Here is a 21,417-nt window from a genome sequence, read left to right as displayed (position 1 = left end):
TTATCCAAAAATGGGCGTCATAAAAATGAAATACCAAGTAATCGGCCTGGCGGTACTCACTGGCCTGGCACTGACCGGCTGCGAAGAATCACAACATCATAATCAAGCTGCCGAACTAATCGCCTCGCCGTCAGCACATAAAGCTGCTCCTTACAAACCCGGTGATGACATTCCGGCAACCGCTTACATGGAGCACGATGAGGTCTATAACCCAGAGTCGGTTATCCCGCCCCAGTGTTACACCAAAACCGATGGTGTAAATAACCCTTGTTATGCCTGTCATCAGTCTTATCAGCAAGAGCCAGAAAGACCGAATGCGATGCGCGATGGCAACTTGCAGGGCGTGTATGAATTCTCTGATCTGGGCCTGAAAAACCACTGGAAAAACCTCTTTGTTGACAGGACAGATTTGATTGCGGGTATGCCAGACAAAGAGATCATAGACTGGATCAATCAGGATAATTACACCCCGTTTATCGAAAAGCTGAAACAAGATAAGCAATGGCGCGGTGAAATAACGCCGCTGGAAAACCTGGCCTATCCGGAAAAAGCCTTTGATGAAATGGGCTTTGCCAAAGATGGCAGCGGCTGGGTGGCGTTTAACTACAAGCCCTTCCCGTCGACGTTTTGGCCCACTAACGGCTCTACGGGCGATGTGATGATCCGTTTGCCCGAAGCGTTTCGCTCAAAAGGGGGTGTGTACAATCAGGACGTGTATCTGGCAAACCTGAGTCTGGTTGAGCTGACGTTAAAAGGCTTAGATAAGATCTCTACTCCTACAATTTCTGAGCAGCGCATTGGCCAGGATTTAAACGGCGACAATCAACTCACAAAAATCAGCGAGGTAAGCAGGCAATCACATTATGTAGGGGATGCCACCGATGCGCTGGCGCATATGCTCTACCCTCAGGAAACCGAGTTCCTGCATACCGTACGTTACATTGGTGTGGACGAACATGGTGGCATTTATAACGCACCGCGCATGAAAGAAGTGCGTTACATGAAAAAGCACAGATTTAAGACCCGCCAGTCACTGAACTCTTCATATCATCGCGAAGAAAAAGAAAAAGAATTCGGAAACCTGCCACAAACCCTGTATCTGGGCGATCAGGGTATCAACAACACTTTTGGCTGGACCATTAATGGTTACATTGAAGACAAGCAAGGTAACCTGAGACCACAGCATAAGCAGGAGCTGGCATTTTGTAATGGCTGCCACAAAACCATAGGCTCAACTTACGACCAGACCTTCTCATTTGCCCGCAAAGTAGAAGGCGCGCGCGGCTGGGGTTATATCAACCTCAAAGAAATGAAAGATGTGCCCAACAAAGGTGAAACACTTGGCGAGTTCCTGACTTATATGAACCGTGTTGGCGGTGGCGACGAGTTCCGCCAGAACCGTGAAATGCTGCAAAAGTGGTTTAAAGCAGACGGCACGGTAGACAAAGAAAAAGTTGAGTCGGCAGATAGCCTGTACGAGCTGATCACCCCGTCAAAAGAGCGTGCACTGGCACTCAACAAAGCCTACAAAACCATAGTGGAAGAGCAAAGCTACCTGTTCGGCCGCGACGCAACGCTGGTTGAAGCAAGCAACGTACTGCAACAAGTAGACGACTCCCAGGCCCCGTTAAAAAAGGAAAACCAACACCAATGGGACATGCAACTTGATTGGGTGAGCAGCGACCGATGATTAATAATCATCGCAGCGCTGCGAACGCTTTTCATGGATGAAAAGCCGGGAGCCCCCTACAGGGACGTATGTCCACTCGTACCTTAATCGACCGATGATTAATTATCATCGAATATTGTGAACGCGAGGCATGGACGCCGAGCCGGGAGCCCTCCACATGGACGTATTTCCACTCGTACCTCATGCGACCGATGATTAATAATCATCGCAGACTCGGCGTCCCCGCACTGCGAACGCTTTTCATGGATGAAAAGCCGGGAGCCCTCCACATGGACGTGTGCCCACTCGTACCTTATGCGACCGATGAGTAATAATCATCGCAGACTCGGCGTCCCCGCACTGCGAACGCTTTTCATGGATGAAAAGCCGGAAGCCCCCTACAGGGACGTATTTCCACTCGTACCTTAACTGACCGATGATTAATAATCATCGCAGACTTGGCGTCCCCGCGCTGCGAACGCTTTTCATGGATGTATCGTGCAAAGTCGTGCTTTAGCGCGGCCTTTGCGCAAGGTGAAATGAGCCGTTTTAGCTGGATTTAGATTGTGCAGCAATCAGTATTTCCACTAGTACCTCATGCGAACGACGATTAATAATCATCGCAGGCTCGGCGTCCCCGTGCTGCGAACGCTTTTCATGGATGTATCGTGCAAAGTCGTGCTTTAGCGCGGCCTTTGCGCAAGGTGAAAGCTCACTAATATAAGTTATCAAGCTATCTTTGCTCTGGATTTGATGTGAATTGAAAAATTACTGTTGAGTACGGCACCAACAAAAGAGCTTTATATAACCTCACCGAACTCCAGTAAAAATGTAAGCAATGATGAATAGCTTATGTAGTAGAAATTTCACTGGTTAACTTACAACTACATATTTTTTAGATAGTTAGAACGAATAACTATCCAATTAGGATTGCCAATCTGTCACAATTCAATACAACCGAAACAGTCGGTTCGGTGATAAGTAAGGTATTCGCATGCTAAGGTATTTGCGGTAGTGGATATGGTAAGCCGCCACAGGAAAGTCATATGCAAAAAAAGAAAAACAAAAAATTATGATGTTTATTTGGGCTGAACGGCTCCCGCTTATCTTTGCGTTGGTTATCGGGCTATTGTCTGCAGCGGTATATTACTTGGTCCTGTTTGCAAGTATGGCTGATACTGAAAGTGCTCTGGTCTGGTTGCTTGGAGTTGGGCTTGGTGGTGCCAGTATCGGATATCTGGCGGGACTGCGTGTCGCTAAGCAAGTATACCGTGAACAGCAGGGCACTGAGCCATCGATAACTGACGGCTATGAACAATCGAACAATGGTGATTAGCTCTGGATTGAATAAGTAAACCAGACATGAATGATGTCCTCGGTAAATGAAGGAAGTGGAATGAAAACAACAAGAAAAATAATGACCAGCGCCTTTTTAGGTTTGCTTTCACTGGGAGCACAGGCGAAAGCTGACTGCACAACCGATTGTCAGCTGAGCAAAGTAAACCAGTATTTTGATGCGCTGGATACGGTCTCGTATAAAGGCTCTACCGCTGCGGATATTGATGCCCTGATTAACCTTATGCACGACGAGGTTAAGTACGAGCATATTGAGTATCAGGCTAATTTTGATAAGCCCGCCTGGCGACGCGCTTTTTTACGCAACCTTGAAAGCGGCCGCTACGATAGTGCAACCAGCCGTGAGATCCGGGTATTACGTACGATCCCGGGTAAAAGCCACATCGCTGTGGAGTATGCCTATGGTGTTAACCAGGCTGATGGCAGCTGGCAACAGCAAGAGCCGATGCTGGCCGTATTTGGTTTTAAAGATGGCAAAATTAGCCTGATCAGGGAATTATGGTAGTTTGGCTCAATGATATCGTAACAGTTGCGAAGCGAGCTCGGTAAGTGGCCCAGTATTGGGCTTGCTCACCGGCTCGATACGGTTAAGCGTCGTACTAGAGCCGCTGACTTACGTATATCACCGCTTTGTTACTCGTGCCGTCTGCAATGACAATATCACTTTTGCCATCTTTATTAAGGTCTGCCAGTGCAAGCCCCCAGGGGTTTTGGATACTGCTGTGCTTGAAGCGAGTGCCCTTTAGCTTGCCTTGATTGCTGTAAATAATGAGTAATTCACCAGACCAGCTACTGATTAAAGCATCTTCAATCCCATCATGGTTAATGTCACCCGTCACAATTTGCTTTGCACCCGAAGATGCCTGGATAGTGGCCTTTGTATCAACGCTGAAATTACCTTTTCCATCACCAAAAAAAACGGTTACCGCATTACCATTATTAGCAGCAATTAAGTCTGGCTTGTTATCCCCGTTCAGGTCTGCCAGCTCTACGGCGAATGGAGAGATAGCTTGTGGCAAGGTATGCAAAGAAAAAGCGAAATTATCTGTCCCTGCGTTAGTGGCTATTCCTATGTTGTTTTGGTTTGGTGTAACCAGATCTGGATAACCATCACCATTGATATCCTTGATGGCAAACCCCCTGTATGGGTCGCCGCCAGTGCGCACGACTTTGCCCGGTGTTTGAAACTTACCATTTGCCAGACCTTTTAAAACCAGAACCCCTTTATGAGTGCGGCTGTCGACTATAAGATCTGTTCTGCTATCACCGTTCAGGTCGGCCAGTTTAACAACATGTGGGTGGGGCTTTACGTTCAAGTTTATTGGAGAGTAAGGTGCCGGCATAAACCGGCCTTTGCCATTTCCATACAGCATAGTCACATAAGAGGTCTCGTGGTTGGCTATCACTAAATCTGCATGACCATCACGATTTAAATCAGACGCAGTAATGCCGGAGGGGTTTTCTCCTGCGTCAAACGTCCCGCTTTTATGAATACCTCCTGCGCCATCGCCAAGGTACGCAATCACATTGTTATCTGCGGTATTGGCAAAAACTAAGTCAGGATTGTCATCTGAATTGAGATCATGCACTAGGATTGTTGGTTGCCCGGCACCAACCTGAAAAGTGGACGTTCTATATTTGGTGTCCAGAATGCTGATTGTTTCAGCAGAGCAAGATAAGCCAATGAAACCGAAAATTGCTACCGGGAAAAGCACAATCCTTTTACTTTTCATCATGTTACACCTGTATCTGTTTGAGTAAACAACACTAAAGCTACGGGATAATGTAAGTGTTGTGGATAGGGTTAAAACATCGCCACAGTTAGTTTGTTTTATGCACAAAGATTAAAGTACTACAGCGGATGTTAAGTGCCAACAGATTAAACAAGATTTACGTAGGCCCAGATATAAGTAGCATCTGGGCCTAAGTAAGGAAGGTGCACCTATGGTTAAAAATTGTAGCTAATCCCGACATACGCTGTGCGCGGCATGCCCGGTTGGATACGGGTTCGGCCAAAGCGCTCCTCGTTTTGTAGTGCATAGGTTTTGTCGGTGAGGTTGGCTATCCGGGCGTGGAGTTTTACGCGCTTATTGAGCCGGTAGTTGGCCTTGAGGTTAAACACCGTATAACCCGAGTAACTATCGGTATTTTCAACGCTCAGGTAGTAGTCGCCGATGCTTTTGGCTTCCGCAGTTAGCCTGAGCCCTTTAATGGCCTGACTGCGGTAGTTGAGCCGGAAATTGGCAACATATTCCGGTGCCATGTGCAGGCTGTTACCCGACAAATCTTGTTCCATCGACTCGCCCGTCTCGCGGTGAATCCGCCCCTCATCGCGAATGTAATGACGGAATTCATGGTCAGACTGGCTGTATGCCAGCGCGGCAGAAAATGCGCGGTTAAACTGGTAATTCAGGCCAAGCTCAAAACCTTTATGTCTGACACTGGAAGCATTAACCCGGTAAGAGGCGCCCAGATCACTGAATGCCGTAACAATGGCGTCGTCCACATCCATCAGATAGTAAGCCAGTTCAATCGACAACGCATCCAGGTTGGCCTTGTAGCCCAGCTCATAAGTATCGGACGTTTCTTCTTTCAGGCTGCCAAGCTGTGCGCTGCTCTGGCGACTTTTCAGGTGATACATTTCAGGTGCCGTGGGCAATCGCATTGCGTTGGCGAAGCGTGCGTAAACGCTGGAGTGTGCATTCAGCAGATAGTTCAGGCTCAGCTTAGGGCTGAGGTGACTAAAGGTGTCTTTACGCGAGGCGATGGAGCGATTACCAAAGCCGTCGTCTTTGTATTTCACCAAGGCATTGTCGAACTCGTATTCACTGTGGTCAAACCGTGCGCCCAGCGTGTAACTGAGTGCATCGCTAAAATAGCCGATATGCTGGATGTAAGGTGACACGCTTTTAAAGGTGGTGGTGTCGTCGTAGAACACATGCCCTTGTGGGTAAGTCGCCGCTCCGCGCCCCGTGGTGATCCGGGTAGTGGGCTGAAACGAATAGGTGTCTCCGGACGTATGCTCCAGATCAACGCCTAATGTCGTTTGAGCACTGTTTTGGTGAGACCAGCTGGCCAGTGCCAGCAGGCCGAATGTGGTGACTTCCGTTTCTTCTATCGGGAAATTGGGCTGCCAAGTAGCGAGGTGCTCTAATGTGCGATGCCTCGCATAAGGAATGAGTGACACACTCAGGTCTTTGTCTTCATACAAGTATTCAGTGCTGAGTCGCATATAATCCGTGGTTCTGCGCGGATCTAAAGCGATCACCTCGTCGGGCAGGCCTGACTGAGAGGGATCCAGCTCAAATTGGTCTATGCTGAGTGTTGTCAGGATCTGCTGATCAAGGGATGAAGCGATCAGTGAGGTTGTCAGGCTTTGTTTGTCGTCCAACTGATATTCGTGGCGTACATCCAGCTCGGCTTTCTCAACGGCATTGTGATCTCGCCAGCCGTCGTTATCCAGGTAGGCCGCCGATACGCGCAATCCACCCTGGTTATCATCCAGCCAGGTGGTACTGCCATTTATCCGTGAATAACCGTGCTCACCCAGCGTCAGACCCAGCGTATTCTTATCTGCTGTGACGGGTTTTGACAGTACGTTGACTGTGGCTGCAACAGCGCCTGCGCCATGCAGGCTGGTCCCCGCACCACGGAGCACTTCGAGGCGTGACAAACCAATATTACTGGTGGTCCACCACAGCGCGTTATGGGTATAAAAGGCCGCGGATTGCAGCGGGATATTATCCTGCAAATATAAGGTGTAGCCGTCAAAGTTAATCGGCATGCGCACAGCGGCATTGTGCCCTTGTCCACCCGATAGCTGATTGATCAAAACCCCCGGTATGGTTTGCAATGACTCGGAGATATGCTGCGCATTGTCGTCAGCAATGGTTTGTTCGGATACCTGACCCACACTCAGTGCCAGATCGGTATTGGCTTTGGCTGTACGGGTTGATGTAACCGTGATTTTTTCTATCTGGTCGATACCTGCTGTGTCAGCAGCAACCTGTGCTGAATACGCCTGTAGCAAGGCAAACGTTAACGCAGAAACAGTCAAACCGGGTTTCATGAAGACCTCTTTATTCGTTCAGGGAGCTGGATGATAATCCTGCCACGCAAAAATGTACAAATTATGCGGTCGGTATACGGTGGTGGCTTTATTGTCGATCTTTGTCTGGCCGAGTAAACCAAGTGCTGCCACATGGTATTCACTTGTATGGCTTAATGATCTTATTCGCGATGCTGTAACTCACCGGCCAGTTGCTGTGCCTGCGTGATTTCATCCAGCGTCATGCGTTGTTCCAGGTAATTTCTGGTCCACTCAACGCGACTATATACCTCGCTGTCCTGGCGGGTTTGCAAAAAGTAATGACTGTATGCCAGCGCCTGAATATAGTTTTGTCCGCCTGTGTCAGGGTCCAGGTACTGATACCCACGGATCAACTGCAAGGCTGCTTTCTCCCCACCCAGCAATGCGACTTGTTCAGTCACCTGATATTTTTGTGCTGTGAATGCTTTCATGCGAGCAACCTGCTCATCTCTGGTGAGTGTGCTGAAATTCAGTGCCTGATGCACTTCTGTCGGGGCTAGTCGCCACAGTGTATCGGCTGCTTTATCAGAGCCCATTTGGGCTGCGTTTATTAGCTGCTGAACATAGTTTTCATCGCGGCTTGTATTGTTCAGGCAGCGTTGATATCTGGTTTTCATGGTTTCGATTATCTCGTGCACTTCATCGCGAGATAATGCCTCTTCAAGCCATTGATTGAATGCTTCGTCGTTACGCGGAACGTTGCGACACTGGCGTATTTGCATGGCTTGTTTAAACTGTGTGTCAGCTGACTTGGCCTGCACCTGCTCGGGTTGCTGGCGTGTCGTGCTGACCATTTTATTCGTCAGGTCCGGATGCTGAACTTGTGTGACAATGGAATCTGCACCTTTGATATTCTCGCTGTCATTCTGTTCTTTTGGGTAAAAGAGCTGTGCACAAATAAAAAGACACAGGCCTGTCAGCATGCCAATAAGAGTACTACGCATAAAAAGGGTACCTGTTGATGAAAGGTGCCGCTTCATGGAGGCGGCGCCCGAGATTAAAATCCGTTTTTAAGAGTCTGCTCCCGGTTCACCACTTTGCCCTGATGGATCACGGCGTGAATTTTTTGGGTATTCTGAATATCTTTTATCGGTGAGGCATCGAGGATCACAAAGCTTGCCTGAGCACCGGTTTGCAGTGTGTTATCAATGCCCAGAAAGGAACCTGAGCGTGTGGTGGCTGCTGCCAGTGCTTGCCAGTTTGTCATGCCAGCCTGAGTGAATTTCAGTATTTCTCTGTGCACAGAGTAACCCTGAATAGTGCCGTAGTTACCGGCGTCAGTGCCTGCTAAAACGGTTACACCGGCTGTTACCAGTGCGGCCAGGTTAGCGGTTCTTTGTGCATCCTGTTTACGCCATTTGGCCTCCCGGTTGCCCCACTTCTTCATGGTTTCTTCGCTCTGGTAATCTGCACCTGAGTGAGCAGCAGTGCGTCTGGTGAAGCGGCTGGCGTTTCACTCGCATGGCTGAACTGTGCCACCGAAAGCATGGCGAGTGCGGCTGAGAGCTTTGTTATTATTGTTTTCATTAGCTGGTTCCTTGAGCTGGGCGAGTTTTGAAATTGTCTTATTTTCAAGCCCTTAGTTTGCCTATATAAACGCATTAGTGCAATGCAAAGGGCTCTGGGCTGCAGATTGTAAAGGGGGTTTACGCCAAAGTCAGCGCGTTCTCGGGCCAGGCATAATGCGCTTATCTCACGTTTTCTTGTAGTGGATGAAAAACATGAATATTTAACTGTTTTATATACAGTATTTTGTGATTTACTGTGCGTCTATGATTGCCGATGAGCCGGTATTTTACGAAAAATTGGGATACCGATTGGTTGCCCCAAAGAGCCAGGGTATGACCAAGAAGTTCCAACCTCAAAAATAAGCTAAGGGTGACTATGAAACAGAATATTGCGCACGTGGCACTGGTGGTTAATGACTACGACGAAGCGCTCGATTTTTATGTCGGTAAACTCAAGTTTGAGTTAATAGAGGATACCTATCAGGCGGAGCAGGATAAACGCTGGGTAGTCGTGGCACCGCCCAATTCTCAGGGGATTGCTCTATTGCTGGCAAAAGCCTCTAAACCCGAACAAGAACGCTTTGTGGGCAACCAGGCGGGCGGTCGTGTGTTCTTGTTTTTAAGCACCGATGATTTTTGGCGGGACTATGAAGCGATGAAAGCCGAGGGGGTTCAGTTTGTACGTGAACCCGCGACACAAGACTATGGCACGGTGGCCGTATTTGAGGACGTGTATGGGAATTTGTGGGATCTGATCCAGTACTGCGATGACCACCCGATGTCTCGCAGGGGCTGCTAGCATCAATAGTTACATGGCGAGGTCGGGGTGAGCAAACGATACTTACTGCTGAATTTTCCTAAATAGAGTACACTCAAGGACTTGTCCAGTGTCATATCTTTTGGGGTCATATAACAATGATAAAAGTCGATTACGCTCAGTATACTCTGGCAGAGCTTGAGGAAGCTAAGCTGCAAACAACCCCCGATTCGCAAAATTACCCTGCCCTGATGGCAGAGCTCAGTGCCCGACAGGAAAAGACAAGCCCGTGCGAACAGCTGCAGGAAAATTCGGTATTTAATAGTGCCGAAATGCGGGTGAAATTTATAGGGTACATGCAGTTACTGGCTGCGCTGGTGATGACGGTTGGCCTGTTTGTTGGCCCCTTTGTGTCGTGGTGGTCACTCATTAGCCTGCCCTTTATTGTGCTTAGTGCGGCGGCTGGCTACACCGCTATCAGTGAGCAGGTAAGGTGGTACTGGCTATCCATACTGAATCAGGGATTACAGCTTGTCAGCTTCTCTTTTGGAGTACTTAACTATAAATACACGGGGCTGGGCGCGATCCAAATTGGCTTTACCTGGCTAACAGAGTCCAAATTGTCTTTTGGCATTTTGTTCTCTTCGACTGTGCGCGTTACGGGGCATGCAGACGCGCTTTCAGAAAATGCTGTTCACATCGATGTGCTTGCTTTGGTGTTTATCGTTGCCCTGCTTACCGTGAAAAAGCGTCAGCAATAGCCCTGTTTTGATTTTTAATGTGGCCGCTCGGCCACGCTCTAATCATCCTCTTTATATCTAAATAGTCTTACTTATTCTTATTTTGAATATGTGATAATATATCCCAATTGTGTTGTGTGAGCTGTTGCCAGTAAAGATAGTGGTGTACGCAGCTTGTTGATTAAGAAAGGTAAATAGATGTTATTTGAGTTAGAAACCTATACCCGCCACGCTAAGTGGCTGGGCCTGGCCGCCATTGGTGTCTCTGTGCTTGCCTGGACGGTGGAGTTAATGGGAGCCGTTTATGTTTGTCCTTACTGCCGTGTACAGCGCACAGTGATTGGCTTGCTCGGCCTGATTTTGTTCTCAGGGGCGGCACGCCACTGGCTGGGTAAGTATGCCGCGCTGGTCATGGGATTCTTTGGCGCAGTTGTGGCCGCCAATCAGCACTTTATGGGCTGGAAAAAGATTTCGGCTGGTAAGTTTGCATTCAATGATACCCTGATCATTGACCCTTTCCTGCTGTCGGGCCTGGCAATGACGGCAATTATAGGCTTAGTCTGGTTAGTCACCCGACAAGAAAAGTGATTGTGTCTGGCATCATTGTGTTTACTATTAAAGTGATTTGATCGAATGTGCTGGCACAGCTGTTGAGGTGTCAGCAGGTTTGCTTTAAGGAGATACGATGCAGTACGACATGTACATTGTAGATGCCTTTACCCAGGCACAATTTAAAGGCAATTCAGCTGCGGTGGTCCCGCTTACGCAATGGCCAAAAGACACAACAATGCAGCACATTGCGGCTGAAAACAACCTCTCCGAAACTGCGTTTGTCCGCTCGGTAGAGACCGCTCAGGGCTTTCACTTTGAGATCCGCTGGTTTTCTCCGCTGACAGAAATTGATTTTTGTGGTCATGCAACACTTGCGGCGTCGTTTGTGATTTTTAATCACTTAGGCGTGCAGGGAGAAATTACCTTTATCACCCGTGAGGTGGGCCGTTTAACGGTTAATCAGCTGACCGATCAGCGGATTGAGATGAGTTTTCCCAATCAAAAACCTGAGCTCATAGCCGAGCTCCCCGGCGCTTTACTGGAAGGGTTGTCTGAGCAGCCTGTGCAGGTACTCAGGAATCGACAAGCATACTTTGCGGTGTTTGATAATGCGGCTGTGGTCGAGCAGCTGACTTACCACAGCGATGTACTTAAACAACTCGCCCCGTTTGACGTGGTGGCAACTGCGCCTTCAGAACAATACGATTTTACTTCCCGCTATTTCTGGCCTGCCAACGGTGGTGATGAAGATCCGGTCACCGGTTCCATTCACGCCGGACTGGCCCCTTATTGGGCTGAGCGCCTGGGTCGCAATGAGCTGGTGGCCTATCAGGCGTCGCAGCGCGGTGGGGTGTTGCACTGTCTGGTGGGGGAAGAGCGAGTGCTGGTTTCCGGGTTTGCGGTGTTGTATTTGCAGGGCACGATTTTTATCGCGGATTAAGCAAAGCCCGAAGCGTCACGCTTCGGGCTTTGCTGTTTTTAGGCCGGTTTTTCATCCTTAATAACAGCGACCAGCAATGCCGGTAAAAAGGTCAGGCTGAGCAGCGTTGAGACCAGAATACCGCTAAGTACGATAATACCTACGCCACGGTACAATTCTGTGCCCTCTCCGGGGATCAGCACCAGAGGCGCCAGACCAAAAATGGTGGTGGTGGTTGACATCAGTATTGGTCGCAGGCGTTTTGCCACAGCCTGCTGAACTGCTTCTTTGACCTTTAGCCCCTGCTCCATCACGTAACGGCGAGTCTGATCCACAATCAGAATTGGGTTATTGACCACAGTACCCAGTAGGATCAAAAAGCCCAGCATAGTGATCATGTCAAAGGGCTGATGGAAGCTACTTAGCCCCATTGCCGATAAGGCACTGTTGATGCCATTCACGGTCACCAGTCCTAGCAAGCCACCGGCCATGCCCAGCGGCACGGTTGCCAGAATAAACAACGGGTAACGCCAGTGGGTAAAAATCGCCACCAACAGCAGGTAGCTCAGCACCAGTGCTATCACAAAGTTGCCAGACAGCGACGACTTAGTGGCCTCCAGCTGATCTGCCGCGCCACTGATGTTGACCTTAATGCCCTGGGCAATTTTGCCTTGCTGCCAGAGATTAGGTAACAGCTGCTGGCGGACTATCTGCTCGGCGGTTTCCAGTGCAACGTCTCTGGGTGGAATGATATAAACAGTAACCGTTCGGTTGCCATCAACGCGGCGTACTGAGTTACTGTTTTTACTTTCAACCAGATCGGCCAGCGCATTGAGCGGCAGTATTTGCCCGTTGGGCGCGATGATAGGCGTGGTAGACAGCTGTTCTATGGTCTGGCGATTGCCTGCGCCACTGAACAGGAACATGTCGATTTTGTCATCGTTCAGGATAAACTCGTCTACGTACGCGCCATCACTCATAGCAGCCACCGCGTAACCGAAATCCCGGTTGTCGAGGTTAAGCTCTGCCAGTCGTGCCCAGCGAGGCTGGATCTCAATCAGTGGCTGGTCGAGTGTCAGTGATCTGGGGTCTGAGTTGATCTGGGGCTTGTCAAAAAGTTTATCAGCCTCTGCATACACAGCTTCCGCCGCACTGTACAGATCGGTGATATTCGCACCGGCAATATCGACAGCCACGGCGCGTGTTCCGCCATCGTTGCTGGAAATAATTGAACCACGCGCAGAGAATGCACGCATACCTTCATAGCTTCTGAACTTGTCTGTGATGGCATTCATCATCTGATTAATATGCTCCGGCTCGACCGGGGCACTTAAGAACCAGATCCGCCCTACCGACACCGACATGGCGTAGTATTCCAGCGGTGGCATAGCCGTTTTACCAGCTAAAAAGTCGCTATTATCGGCCTGTACATAGCCATCAAAATAGGCGCGCAACTCGGTGCCAATTTTTTCCATTTCGGTCAGGTTATAGTTGGGTGGCGCTATCATCATAGAGAAGGCTTTGGGTTCCTCCCCTTCCGGCAGGTATTCGGCGGCAGGCATTAACGTCGCGGCCAGACCCATAATAACCACAATAAACGCGGCACTGGCAATGCGTGCCTGAGTGGTGGTGCGGGTAAACAACTGTGATAATTTCAGCCAGTAGGTGCCCAGTTCAACCTGACGCTTTTCTTCCAGATCCTGTTTTTTACCAAAATTTGCCAGCGCTACGGGCACCACAAAAATGGCGACAAGCATAGAGGCGATAATGGCACCAGAAATGGCAATGGCAATATCTGAGTAGAGCTGGCCGGCTTCCTGCTGCACAAATAAAATTGGGGCGAACACCAGAACTGTGGTAGCAGTGGATGCCAGTACCGCAGGCCACACTTCCTTCACGCCATTGATGGCGGCTAAGCGCCGGCTGACTCCTTCACGTTTGGCCTGAACAATAGATTCCAGCACCACTATGGTGTTATCCACTGTCATGCCGATGGCAAAGGCAACCCCGGCCAGTGAAATCACATTGATGGTGCGGCCAAAGCTCATCAGCGCAAAGAATGCGGCTATGGTACATAACGGGATCCCCATCACACCAACCAGGGTCGCACGGCCTGAGCGCAGGAAGAAATACATAACCAAAGTGGCCAGCAGGGCACCCAGCGCCAGGTTGGTCCAGACGTTCTCCAGCGAGCTTTTTACATAGCGCACATCGTCGCTGAGCAGGGTCAGCTCCAGGCCGTTTTGTGCCAGTAATTGTTGATTAATCTCCTCAACCACAGGCAACATTTGTTCTTTGATATCGAGTACATTTGAGCCGCTTTCGCGACGTACCGACAGGCGTAAAGTGCGCTCCCCGTTTGAATAAGACACGCCGCGTGTTTCGAAGTGATCCAAAGTGACGCTGGCCACATCTTTGAGCAGAACATTGGCGTTGCCATCCCGCTTGATGATAAGGTTTTCCAGTTCGTTGAGTTGCTCAAAACGGCCAATCACACGTAACAGGTAGCGGCTTTCACCACTTTCGATATCACCCCCTGAGGTATCACGGTTACGGTCGCGGATCACGGTTCTGACATCGCTCAGGCTGATGCCGCGCTGGGCGAGGCGTGCGGCGTCGACTTTGATTTGGATCTGCCGTTGTGCACCACCGCCAATGCCTACCTCAGAGACTCCGGAGACGCTCTCCATACGGGGGCGAATATAATCTTCGGCATAATCTCGCAGCAAGTCCATGTCCAGTTGTAATGGGTTACCCGGCTGAGGTTTTAGCAGGAAAAACATAAAGGCGTTGCTGGAGAAGGAGCTGGAAAACAGCCGCGGCTGGTCGACATTTTCCGGATAGGCTGGCACCTGACTGAGCGCATTGTTGACCCGGATCAGGGCATCGTTGACTTCTACGCCGAACGGGAACTCCAGCTCTATGGTGGCCTCGCCCATTTCGGCAAATGAGATCATACGTTGCAGGTTTGGCAAACTGCGCAGGTAGCGCTCCTGCTCTATCAGGATCTCTTTTTCTACATCCTGAGGCGTGGCACCGGGCCAGCCCGTTTGCACCGTTATGGTTCTGACTTCCAGGTCCGGGATCATCTGTACGGGAATGTTCAGCGCTGATACCAGGCCCAAAATGGTGGTGATCAGCACCACCACGGCCACTAAGGTGCCGCGTTTTACCGCTGATTCTATCATTGTAAGTTACCTGCCCTGGCGCTTATCTGAAGTTGTGTGCCTTCCTTTAACAGCTCAATACCTGTGGTGATCACCGGCTCATTTCCTGTCAGACCAGTCACGGCAACATAGTCTGGTCGTGTAGCGGTGACGGTTACCATCTTACGTTTGGCTGTGTTGTTATCGGCAATAAATACGCTGCTGCCGCCATCCGGATGCTGTTTTACCGCCTTTTTAGGGATCCACACAGCCCCGTCTTGTGCGCTCAACAGCAGATCGGCCTGGGCCGACATACCTGGGGTAAATTGCGCATGCACCGCCATGGAGTCGGTTAAATCTATGTGGGCGGTAAAGGTGCGGCTGGATGGGTCGGTCACAGCGACGATGCGGCTGATCTGTGCTTTGATGGGCTTAGCTGCATTGATATCAGGCGTGACCATAACTGGCAGGTTGGGCGTTGAGCGCAACAGAGGGAAGTATTCCTGCGGCACATTGACCACAATCCGCAAGTCCGACTCAGCAACCAGGGTAAAAAGCGAATTGCCCGGCGTGACCCACTCGCCCATGTCCACGGTGCGTTGCCCGATGACGCCTGTAAAGGGGGCATACAGTGTGTGACGATTGAGCTTTTCCTGGGCTAAAGCGACCTGGGCGCGTTGTTTTATCAGCTCAGCTTTGGCGTTGGCCAGCGCTGCGGTGCGCTCGCCAATCAGCGTTTGCGCCACGCTCTGCTTTTTAGACAGGGCTTCCACCTCATCTAACAGTCGCTGCGCTTCATCAACCGAGATTTTTGCTGCCTGAGCACCGGCTTTGGTCTGGGCCAGGTTTAGTTCGGCCAGTGTGGCGTCGAGTTTGAGTAAAGGCGCCCCTTTGTTGACCGTATCACCGGCATCAACAAGTAGAGTTTGCACCAGCCCTGACTCCTGGCTGGCCAGCTGTGCATGGTGCCTGGCCTCTACTGAGCCGCTGAGAGTCATCACCCTGGGTTGCTTTGTCGCACTGGGGGTGTAAACCTCAACTTGCGTGGTTTGCGCTGTGCCCGTGTTGCTGTAAAACAACACAGTGGTGATCAGCATAACGCTTGCGATAACGCGTGCGGTAATCTGCATATAAGCCTCTAATGATAATAGTTTTCATTTAATTCTATGGATCTTTTGACCATCAAGCATGCGATTTGCGATTAAACATGCGTTTTTTGCTATTTATGGTTTACCAGGTGATCGCTGAACCATCATAACTATAGAACCCGCCGCTATCTGATGCCTGTTTACTCTGGATCAAGTCAATCAGGCTCTGTGCCACAAAATCGGCAGTAAATAGCTTGCCGGGCGGCACATTTTTTTGAAACGGCACAGACAAGGCGGTGTCGGTGGTGCCCGGGTGAAACGCCAGTACGCAGCAGTTTGGCAGTTTGTAGCGCCATTCAATACTGATGGTTTTTAGCGCCATATTGAGTGCGGCTTTTGCACTGCGATAACTTATCCACCCACCCAGCTGGTTATCAGAGATACTGCCAATGCGTGCAGACAGGGCAACAAAATAAGTCGTCTGTTTGGCTTTTAGTGCCTTGGCAAAGTGTTTGGCCAGCAACAGCGTTGGCAGGGTGTTGGCTTTGAGGTTTTCGTTAAAAAAGTCGGGATCAAATTCCTGAATGGATTTTTCCGGCAGTTTGTCTGGGGTATGCAGCAGCCCTGTTGCATTGATCAGCATATCGACATTTGGCAGTTGTTTAGCTAAAGCGCGAACGTCTTCTTCCCGGCTTGCATCAAGTTCAACCCAGTGAATATGGCTGGACTCAATGTTGGGTTTTGTGGTGCGGTATGTTGCATAAATTTGGGCCTTGGGTTGTTCACTGGCAAAACGTTTTACAAGTGCCTGCCCGATACCGCCTGAGCCGCCTACAATTAAAATGATCACCTGCTTTCCTCTGCTTAGGTTGTGCTTTTATTCTTCTATTAAACGGGTCATCCAGGTAGTTGGATCTGCCGGATGAGATCGGATTTTTACTAACTTGGTGCTGCGACACCATCGAATCGCCTCCCAAACGTAACAGATCGCTATTTTACTAACTTAAATGAGATTTCGGATCGCGCATTAACTAACTGTATCATTATCCAGATCAACGTATTACTAACTGAGCCCTGTTCAGATCATATTTTTACTAACTATAAGAGCATGAAGGCAAGTTCTGGTGAAAAGGCCGCCATTTTTGATGGTGCGGCTCGGTTTTGCGCGCACAAATAACGAGCTGATAGCATCACGAGGAGGGCTGGATCATATTTTTACTAACCTACCTGTCAAAATGATCGAAACAGAGATCAGCAATTTACTAACTCTACCTATACTCAGATCGTATTTTTACCAACTGATATGGCTGTTCACCCTTATGAGATCATCATTTTACTAACTTGAGCAAGGTACAGTGCGGCTCAGATCGGGGTTTTTACTAAGGGACGGGTTTATCTAAGTGCAAAAGAGGCCGAAAACACGGGGGGATTTATAAGCAACTTGGTAATTTTTTGCTCTGTCGAGCGCAGGAGATAACAGCTGAATAATGGTAAGTTTATGATATTAAATATAAAAATGGGGCTTCATTAAATCAGCCCCATTTTATAGTAAGTGCGTTTACAGGATGGATAACACTGTTGCAAGCAGCGTTGTTGCAGGGAGTAGGTAAAATAATGATCTTACCCAGCGTGGCCGGAAAGCGAGCATCACTCCCAGTAGCAACACTGCAAGTGCCATCTGGCCGCAGAACATCAGACTGCCATAGCCAACAGCCTGGCTGATATTCAGTCCAAGTGTTAGTAAAAGCATGATCCAGGCTGTGATCAGATAGCGCTGACTAAGTGTCTGATCAGGCCGGGTACCAAATACCGCCTTATAATGTGGCGTTTTTGCCAACGCGAATGCCGTAAAGCTGCTCAGGCACAACAAGGTCGCAATCAGATACATCATGCTGCACGCTCCGCGCGTGCGCGCTGTGGTCGGGTTTGCTGTGCAGGCTGAAGCTTGTTGCTTTGCCAATAGAACACGGCTGCGGCCAACAAAGCGAGTATGTCGAACATGAACAATGCCCACTGACCATTGTTCGCGTAACTGATCAAATTGCCTTGCGTGGTCAGCGCATTACACAGCGGCAACAGCAGCCAGGCTAGTGCATTGACGAGTGCCAGGGTGCGCCAGTCTTGTTGGCTGCGCCATTTGGCGGAGAATACGGCAGCACCAGCCCAGGTTAGGAAAAACGCCAGTACTTCCTGATCGGCACGGCCGCTGTGACCGACAGGCAGTAATCGATTGGCATAAAAGAAAGCCGCGGTAGCCAGCGGCAGTCCCATGATGGCAGCCAGATTGAGAGACTCGACCAGCTTAAGGCCAAAACTGGCTGACTGAGTGGGCTTTTGACGCTCGCGGATCCGTTTGGCCCACATTACGCAACCTGTGGCTATCATGGCGCAACCTGCCAGACCGCAGAGGAAGTATAGCCAGCGTAAGCCCGTAGAGGCCAGACGGCCGGTATGCATGGCAATCATGCCGCCATACAATTGCGCCGCAGCGCTGTCTTCCAGGTGCACAGTGTTCAGCAGCTCGCCCGTTTTACCAGAGTAGAGCCACACGGCCTGCTCGTCTTTAATTTCGCTGCGGTTAGCACCGTAGATTTTCATTACCGCCGCTGCATCCTGGGGATGATCTATGATGATGCGCGAAATAGGTTGCTCTGGCCAGTTAGTAAAAAAGTGATCCAGGGATTGCGCGAACGCTGGTGTGCTCAACGTTTCATGACTTTGCTGGGGGCGCTGCCGCTCCGGGTAGAAGTCTTTTCTGAATTCCTTTACTCCCTCTTCATAGACGGTTTGTGCCGGATAGGGAAAAAGCGTGAATATGAGTGTGATCAAACCGGTATAGGTGATCATCAGGTGAAACGGTAAGGCCAGTACTGAGCTCAGATTGTGGCCATCCAGCCAACTGCGGCTGCCTTTGCCGGTTCTGAACTGGAACATATCCTTAAAAATACGCTTGTGGATCACGATGCCGGAGATCAGTGCAACCAGCATAAACAGACTCGCCAGACAGACTATCCAGCGTGCGGTTGTGCGGTCCATATAGTGCAGGTCAAAGTGCAGTCGGTAAAAGAAACTGCCTCCTTTGGTTTCCCTCGTCGTTATAGGGGTTTTGCTGTCAGCGGCCAGATTATGATTCACCCAGCTGGCTTTTTCTCCTGGCTGGGCATAGGGCAGATGCGAAACACGCAGCAGAGGATTGCGCTCGGACGGCAAACTGATCCACCACCGTGCAGCATCTGACGCCTCACTGTTTAAGCGGTTAAAGCCATAATCCAGCAAGTCTTGTTGTGAGCTTTGCACTACCATGCTGTGTTGATGCAACTCAGGTTTGCTCCATAAGCTAATTTCCTGGCGGAAAAAGCTCAGTGTTCCTGCAAAGAAAACCAGCCATAACAACCAGCAAAACAACAGCCCAACCCAAGTGTGTAGCCAGGTCATGGAACGGAAAAAACTGTCTTTCATTATTATCCTCTTAGTATCAGGAGCAGCATAAATTGCAAAGTAGCAAGCAGCAGGAATCCGCCGCAGAGGAAGCGAAGTGACTTTATTGCAAATACGGCGATAAATATAAGGCAGTGAATGAGCACACTCAGGCACACACTGAATAACACAGCATTAACTTTGGAAACAGGAAGCAGCAAGCTCATCAGGCTGATAGATAGCGCAGTGAGTGCATACCCTCCGAAAATAGCCATTGCAAACCGGGCAACGACATTCAGTCGGTAAGCTGTAAAGTAAGCAAAGTAAGACGATAGCGGCATACTTGTTCTTTGATCAAAAATAGGGAGGCGAATTATCACTGAATCGCGCTATAAATAACAGTAATTATCATTAGCAAATGCGTTAAATGTACAAATAATAATGCCAAAAGGAATATCAAATTCCACTCGGCTTGAGCCTGAATATTTTATGAGCTTACTTTGGCCCTCTTTAATTCGAGTGCAGCCTGATATACTGGCAAGGTCCTGTGAGGTTGCGAGGAAATAGTCTTGGATATTATTGAGCGTGTGCGGCAATGTACTGTGTGCCGGGGAAACCTGCCTTTTGAGCCCAGGCCCGTGATCCAGGGACTACCCACAGCAAAAATTCTGATCGCCGGACAGGCACCCAGCCTGAGCGTACAAAAAACCGGAATACCATTTAATGATGCCAGCGGCAGACGACTCAGAGAGTGGTTAGGCGTGACAGAGGCTCAGTTTTACAATCCGACCTTGTTTGCCATTGTTCCTATGGCTTTTTGCTATCCGGGTAAGGGAAAATCTGGCGATTTACCGCCCCCCAAAATCTGTGCGCAGACATGGCGTGCACCGCTGCTGGCGGCATTTGATCAAATTGAATTGACCGTTTTGATTGGCCAATATGCGCAAAGCTATCATTTGGCCGATTTTGTGAGTGTGTCGCAGGCGGTGACCGACTGGAAAGCGGGTTTACCCGGGCAAATCGCATTGCCTCACCCCAGTCCGCGTAATCAATTATGGGTACGGAAACGGCCGTGGTTTGAGGCCGAAGTATTACCCGCGTTAAGGGCCAGAGTTCATGATGTTTTAGGAGATCTCGAATAGGTTAAACCCTGTGTTTACAGGCTTTTTGGTCCGTAAATGTAAACTTTTGGAAAATGAATTAACTCATATGGGTTGCTATTTGGTACTGTATAGCTCATAATTTGGGGTGAGTTAGAATTACAAATTTTAACAATTACATTCAAAGGATTTGAACATGTTATATCGAATTTCGGGTTGGTCAGCTATCGTTGTTTCCCTGCTGGCACTCTACCCAAGCTATCAAACGGGCGCACTGTCCGTTATCGGGTTCTATCTTGGTTTATTCGCACTGCTTCTCTCCTCTTTCGCCAGCCATACCGGCAATTTGATTTACTATCGCAGCGTCTTCGTTTTTTCTGTGTTAAACGTGTTTTTTGTCAATGACGGTACGTGTGTGATGTTACTGGCCGAGAATAATGACTGGGTATATATCGGATCTATGTACGGTATCTTTATTGTTATCAGTAGTATTTGCGGTTTTTTGGTCAACAAAGACAGCTTTTTAATGAATATGGCGCCCAAGGCTAAACGCGCACGGTAACGCATACGGTAACGCATACGGTAACGTATAAGATAGCGCATGCAACAATGGAGTTCGGCGATGATTAAATGCCGTACGCTAGTTTACAAAGTGAACGCGGGCTTATACACTTGTGGCGGTTTTTAAAACAGTTTTAGCTGATAATGCAAAGTCGCAGGAGCGATAAGTCGTGTTTGTCGTAAATATCACGTACACCGTAGCGCTGGAAGAAGTTGATGCACATTTGCCTGCGCACATTCAGTTTTTGCAGCAGTATTATCAGCAAGGTGTGTTTTTAGCATCCGGCAGAAAGGTTCCCAGAACCGGAGGAATGATTTTCGCCACCGCAAAAAACCAAGCTGAATTAGAAGCCATTCTACACAGCGACCCTTTTTACCTCGCCGGACTGGCGAATTACGAGATCACAGAAATTGAAGTAAGCAAGACTGCCAGTGGTTTATCACAACTGCTAACCCTTTGAATCAGCAATAATGCATTGCTGAACAAAACCTATAATTGGGCGTTCATTAGAGC

20 protein-coding genes and 1 pseudogene are annotated in these 21,417 nt (G+C 49.3%); 11 read left to right on the top strand and 10 right to left on the bottom strand.

From position 1 onward, the window contains the following. Positions 1–25 precede the first annotated feature (25 nt). The 3 genes from TW77_RS17720 to TW77_RS17710 all read left to right on the top strand — a co-directional run bounded on the left by TW77_RS17720 (position 26) and on the right by TW77_RS17710 (position 3,530). Positions 26–1,690, top strand: coding sequence for a hypothetical protein (locus tag TW77_RS17720; RefSeq protein WP_046006317.1), 1,665 nt, complete (start codon positions 26–28; stop codon positions 1,688–1,690). A gap of 1,051 nt (positions 1,691–2,741) precedes the next feature. Continuing rightward, the gene (locus tag TW77_RS17715; RefSeq protein ID WP_046006316.1) at positions 2,742–3,005 is read left to right on the top strand and encodes a hypothetical protein; all 264 of its coding nucleotides are present in this window, start codon (positions 2,742–2,744) and stop codon (positions 3,003–3,005) included. Between the two features lie 60 nt (positions 3,006–3,065). Further along, positions 3,066–3,530, top strand: a complete 465-nt coding sequence (locus TW77_RS17710) for a nuclear transport factor 2 family protein (RefSeq protein ID WP_046006315.1) — start codon at positions 3,066–3,068, stop codon at positions 3,528–3,530. A gap of 94 nt (positions 3,531–3,624) precedes the next feature. Here the strand turns inward: TW77_RS17710 and TW77_RS17705 are convergent, their stop codons facing one another. The 5 genes from TW77_RS17705 to TW77_RS25240 all read right to left on the bottom strand — a co-directional run bounded on the left by TW77_RS17705 (position 3,625) and on the right by TW77_RS25240 (position 8,642). After that, positions 3,625–4,761, bottom strand: a complete 1,137-nt coding sequence (locus tag TW77_RS17705) for an FG-GAP repeat domain-containing protein (protein WP_052713251.1) — start codon at positions 4,759–4,761, stop codon at positions 3,625–3,627. 212 nt (positions 4,762–4,973) lie between these two features. Then, complete coding sequence (locus tag TW77_RS17700; RefSeq protein ID WP_046006313.1) at positions 4,974–7,094, bottom strand: TonB-dependent receptor; 2,121 nt, start codon at positions 7,092–7,094, stop codon at positions 4,974–4,976. Between the two features lie 161 nt (positions 7,095–7,255). Then, the gene (locus TW77_RS17695; RefSeq protein WP_046006312.1) at positions 7,256–8,059 is read right to left on the bottom strand and encodes a hypothetical protein; all 804 of its coding nucleotides are present in this window, start codon (positions 8,057–8,059) and stop codon (positions 7,256–7,258) included. A gap of 53 nt (positions 8,060–8,112) precedes the next feature. Continuing rightward, positions 8,113–8,502: an amidohydrolase family protein gene (locus TW77_RS17690; RefSeq protein WP_046006311.1), complete on the bottom strand. Its 390-nt coding sequence runs from the start codon at positions 8,500–8,502 to the stop codon at positions 8,113–8,115. Continuing rightward, positions 8,499–8,642 (bottom strand): hypothetical protein, encoded by a 144-nt coding sequence (locus TW77_RS25240; RefSeq protein WP_156158703.1) that lies wholly within the window; start codon positions 8,640–8,642, stop codon positions 8,499–8,501. The genes TW77_RS17690 and TW77_RS25240 overlap by 4 nt, the downstream gene beginning before the upstream one ends. A 242-nt stretch (positions 8,643–8,884) precedes the next feature. On the opposite strand from TW77_RS25240, the pseudogene TW77_RS26015 reads away from it, so the two are divergent. The 5 genes and pseudogenes from TW77_RS26015 to TW77_RS17670 all read left to right on the top strand — a co-directional run. Continuing rightward, a pseudogene (locus TW77_RS26015) lies at positions 8,885–8,986 on the top strand (GNAT family N-acetyltransferase); the annotation flags it as partial. 13 nt (positions 8,987–8,999) lie between these two features. Then, a complete protein-coding gene (locus TW77_RS17685; protein WP_046006310.1) occupies positions 9,000–9,422 on the top strand; it encodes a VOC family protein in 423 nt (140 codons plus the stop codon). A 116-nt stretch (positions 9,423–9,538) separates the two neighbouring features. Next, positions 9,539–10,141 carry a hypothetical protein gene (locus TW77_RS17680; protein ID WP_046006309.1) on the top strand — a complete coding sequence of 201 codons (603 nt, stop codon included), beginning with the start codon at positions 9,539–9,541 and terminating at the stop codon, positions 10,139–10,141. Between the two features lie 177 nt (positions 10,142–10,318). Further along, positions 10,319–10,708: a disulfide bond formation protein B gene (locus TW77_RS17675; protein WP_046006308.1), complete on the top strand. Its 390-nt coding sequence runs from the start codon at positions 10,319–10,321 to the stop codon at positions 10,706–10,708. A 97-nt stretch (positions 10,709–10,805) separates the two neighbouring features. Then, on the top strand, positions 10,806–11,612 hold the full coding sequence (locus tag TW77_RS17670) for a PhzF family phenazine biosynthesis protein (RefSeq protein ID WP_046006307.1): 807 nt from the start codon (positions 10,806–10,808) through the stop codon (positions 11,610–11,612). A gap of 38 nt (positions 11,613–11,650) precedes the next feature. On the opposite strand, the gene TW77_RS17665 is transcribed toward TW77_RS17670, so the two are convergent. From TW77_RS17665 to TW77_RS17645, 5 genes are all read right to left on the bottom strand, one after another. Further along, positions 11,651–14,779: an efflux RND transporter permease subunit gene (locus TW77_RS17665; protein ID WP_046006306.1), complete on the bottom strand. Its 3,129-nt coding sequence runs from the start codon at positions 14,777–14,779 to the stop codon at positions 11,651–11,653. Then, positions 14,776–15,867 (bottom strand): efflux RND transporter periplasmic adaptor subunit, encoded by a 1,092-nt coding sequence (locus TW77_RS17660; protein ID WP_046006305.1) that lies wholly within the window; start codon positions 15,865–15,867, stop codon positions 14,776–14,778. The genes TW77_RS17665 and TW77_RS17660 overlap by 4 nt, the downstream gene beginning before the upstream one ends. Positions 15,868–15,967: 100 nt before the next feature. Continuing rightward, positions 15,968–16,675, bottom strand: coding sequence for an SDR family NAD(P)-dependent oxidoreductase (locus TW77_RS17655; protein WP_046006304.1), 708 nt, complete (start codon positions 16,673–16,675; stop codon positions 15,968–15,970). A gap of 708 nt (positions 16,676–17,383) precedes the next feature. Next, positions 17,384–17,716 (bottom strand): DUF3325 domain-containing protein, encoded by a 333-nt coding sequence (locus TW77_RS17650; protein ID WP_052713250.1) that lies wholly within the window; start codon positions 17,714–17,716, stop codon positions 17,384–17,386. Then, on the bottom strand, positions 17,713–19,284 hold the full coding sequence (locus tag TW77_RS17645) for a PepSY-associated TM helix domain-containing protein (protein WP_046006303.1): 1,572 nt from the start codon (positions 19,282–19,284) through the stop codon (positions 17,713–17,715). Before TW77_RS17645 ends, TW77_RS17650 begins: the two co-directional genes overlap by 4 nt. A gap of 527 nt (positions 19,285–19,811) precedes the next feature. Here TW77_RS17645 and TW77_RS17635 point away from each other — a divergent pair. From TW77_RS17635 to TW77_RS17625, 3 genes are all read left to right on the top strand, one after another. Continuing rightward, a complete protein-coding gene (locus TW77_RS17635; RefSeq protein ID WP_046006301.1) occupies positions 19,812–20,384 on the top strand; it encodes a uracil-DNA glycosylase family protein in 573 nt (190 codons plus the stop codon). 154 nt (positions 20,385–20,538) lie between these two features. Continuing rightward, on the top strand, positions 20,539–20,904 hold the full coding sequence (locus TW77_RS17630) for a hypothetical protein (protein WP_046006300.1): 366 nt from the start codon (positions 20,539–20,541) through the stop codon (positions 20,902–20,904). Between the two features lie 169 nt (positions 20,905–21,073). Beyond that, a complete protein-coding gene (locus TW77_RS17625) occupies positions 21,074–21,364 on the top strand; it encodes a YciI family protein (protein ID WP_046006299.1) in 291 nt (96 codons plus the stop codon). Positions 21,365–21,417: the final 53 nt, after the last annotated feature.

Source organism: Pseudoalteromonas rubra (assembly GCF_000967655.1).
In the GTDB taxonomy this organism is placed as follows: Bacteria; Pseudomonadota; Gammaproteobacteria; order Enterobacterales; family Alteromonadaceae; genus Pseudoalteromonas; species Pseudoalteromonas rubra_A.
Note: the sequence above shows the minus strand (reverse complement) of the source record. Positions and strands in the feature narration are given on the sequence as shown.